4 protein-coding genes are annotated in these 2700 nt (G+C 64.1%); 1 reads left to right on the top strand and 3 read right to left on the bottom strand.

The window, feature by feature from the left end; all coding sequences use genetic code 11:
• On the top strand, positions 1-615 hold a 615-nt coding region (locus ABW043_RS21195; RefSeq protein WP_353923181.1), incomplete at its 5' end, for an ATP-binding protein.
• A gap of 9 nt (positions 616-624) precedes the next feature.
• Here ABW043_RS21195 and cysK read toward each other — a convergent pair.
• The 3 genes from cysK to ABW043_RS21180 all read right to left on the bottom strand — a co-directional run.
• Complete coding sequence (cysK, locus tag ABW043_RS21190) at positions 625-1593, bottom strand: cysteine synthase A (RefSeq protein ID WP_353923180.1); 969 nt, start codon at positions 1591-1593, stop codon at positions 625-627.
• 209 nt (positions 1594-1802) lie between these two features.
• On the bottom strand, positions 1803-2270 hold the full coding sequence (gene dut, locus ABW043_RS21185) for a dUTP diphosphatase (protein ID WP_353923179.1): 468 nt from the start codon (positions 2268-2270) through the stop codon (positions 1803-1805).
• Positions 2233-2700 (bottom strand): phosphopantothenoylcysteine decarboxylase domain-containing protein (locus tag ABW043_RS21180; RefSeq protein WP_353923178.1); only part of this gene is annotated, 468 nt, incomplete at its 5' end. The genes ABW043_RS21180 and dut, both read right to left, overlap by 38 nt.

The raw sequence follows: 2700 nt of genomic DNA, 5'->3' as shown, positions 1-2700 counted from the left end.
CCGCAGGTTCTGGATGCGCTCCGCCAGCCGCTGGAAACCGGCGAATGCGTCATCGCCCGCGCCAATCATCGCGTCTCCTATCCCGCCAATATCCAGCTCGTCGCGGCGATGAATCCCTGCCGCTGCGGCATGGCCGGCGAACCGGGCCATACCTGCGCCCGCGGTCCACGCTGCGCTGCCGATTATCAGGGTCGCATCTCCGCACCGCTGATGGATCGCATCGATATCCGAATCGACGTGCCGGCGGTCGCCGCGGCCGATCTCATCCGCCCGGCCCCGGCCGAAAGCAGTGCCGACGTGGCGCGTCGGGTATTTGCTGCAAGGGAGCTGCAGCGTGATCGTTTCGATGCTGCGGGAGGCAGCGGCCCGATCACCAATGCGCGCTGCTCCACCGCGATGATCGAGAAATTCGCCGAGCCCGATCCGTCCGGTCTGCAATTGCTGAGGGATGCCGCGGAGAAACTGAAATTTTCTGCCCGGGGCTATCACCGCGTCCTGAAGGTGGCGCGCACCTTGGCGGATCTCGACGGCAAGGCGACGGTCGGCCGCCTTCACCTTGCCGAGGCGATCTCCTACCGCATGGCCAGCGAGCGACTGGCCATAGCGGCGGCTTGAGAGAGGGAACTATTCGCCGAGGCCGTCGAACAGCGCAGTCGAGAGATAGCGTTCGGCAAAGGAGGGAATGATGACGACGATGGTCTTGCCGGCATTTTCCGGACGGCTCCCCACTTCGATGGCGGCGGTGAGGGCGGCACCGGAGGATATGCCGACCGGTACGCCTTCGAGCCGGGCGACCAGCCGTGCCATCTCCATGGACTCAGGCCCACTCACGGTGACGACCTCGTCATAGATATGGGTGTCGAGGATTTTCGGTGCGAAGCCGGCACCGATGCCCTGGATCTTGTGCGGCCCCGGTTCGCCGCCGGAAAGCACGGGTGATTCCTCCGGTTCTACGGCAATCACCTTGAGGCCCGGCTTGCGGTCCTTGAGCACCTGGCCGGCGCCGGTGATCGTGCCGCCGGTACCGATGCCGGCGACGAGAATGTCGATCTCGCCGTCGGTATCGTTCCAGACTTCTTCCGCCGTTGTCTTGCGGTGGATTTCCGGATTGGCCGGGTTTTCGAACTGCTGGGGAATGACGGCATCGGGAAGGGAGGCGGCAAGCTCCTCCGCCTTGGCGATGGCGCCCTTCATTCCCTTCGGACCTTCGGTCAGGACCAGTTCGGCGCCGAGCAGGGCGAGCATCTTGCGGCGCTCGATCGACATCGTCTCGGGCATGGTCAGGATCAGCTTGTAGCCCTTGGCCGCGGCGGCAAAGGCAAGCGCGATGCCGGTATTGCCCGATGTCGGCTCAATGAGCGTCGTCCTGCCGGGCGTGATCCTGCCCTGCGCTTCGAGGCTCTCGATCATGGCGACGCCGATGCGGTCTTTCACCGAAGCGATCGGGTTGAAGAATTCGAGCTTGGCCAACAGGTTGGCCTTGACGCCCTTTTCCTTGGCCAGCTTGTCGAGGCGCACGATCGGGGTATCGCCGATCGTTTCGGTGATCGACGCATAGACCCTGCCGCGGCCCGGCTTTCTCGTATCGGCCATGACTGTTTCTCCCTTGGAAAACGTTGTTTCGAAAATGATCCGTTTCTGTCGGGGAGGATAGGGCCGAGGCCGCGCGATGACCAGAGCGTCATCTTTTCGCAAGCGCCGGGATTTGACGAAAATGGCTGCAAAGGTAACACGGCCGTCAGCGCATTAGCGGCGCTTCTTGACTGCCGAGTGCGGTGAACGGAAGGGCGCCTTGGCCCCCGTCACACCCCGGTCGAGCCGAAGCCACCGGCGCCGCGGGTGGTTTCGGTCGTCTCGCCGATTTCGGCGAACCGCACCTGCGTCACCGGCGCCACCACCATCTGGGCGATGCGCATGCCGCGGGTGATGACGAAATCCTCCTCGCCGAGATTGACGAGCAGCACCTTCACTTCGCCGCGATAATCGCTGTCGATCGTCCCGGGCGTGTTGAGGCAGGTGACGCCGTGCTTGAGCGCGAGGCCCGAGCGCGGGCGCACCTGCACCTCGTACCCGGCGGGGATCGCCATCGCGAAGCCCGTCGCGACCGCATGGCGTGCCCCGGGGCGCAGCGTCAGCGTCTCGGCCGCGACGACATCCATCCCCGCTGCGCCATCGCTGGCATAGGCGGGCAGGGGCAGACCGCCGCCATTGGGCAACCGCTGGAGGGCGATTTCAATCTCTTTCAAGGGGTGCGCGTTTTTCGAGCTCATCGGCGATCTTTTCCATCAATTTGCGGGCGACGGCCTGTTTGGGCAGCCGGTCCCAGCTGTCTACGCCGTCTTTGCTAACGATATGCACCCGGTTGCTCTCGCCGCCCATCGGGTCGGCGGCCACATCGTTGGCGACAATCCAGTCGCATCCCTTTTTGGCGAGCTTCGCCTGCGCATGTTCGACAATCTTTTCGGTCTCCGCCGCAAAACCAACCAGCAGCTTCGGGCGCAGCTTATGCTTGGCGAGCGTTGCCAATATGTCGGGATTCTCGGTTAATGCGAGCGGTGGAACGGCTTTTCCATCCTTCTTGATCTTCTGATCGGGCGTTGCTTCTGGCCGCCAGTCGGCGACGGCGGCGACCATGATCGCGGCATCGACGGGCAGAGCCCTTTCGACCTCCGCCATCATCTCGCGCGCGCTTTCGACATC

It is taken from the genome of Devosia sp. (assembly GCF_040509215.1).
Classification (GTDB): domain Bacteria; phylum Pseudomonadota; class Alphaproteobacteria; order Rhizobiales; family Devosiaceae; genus Devosia.
The sequence above is the reverse complement of the archived record's forward strand: the minus strand, read 5'-3'. Positions and strand labels throughout refer to the sequence as shown.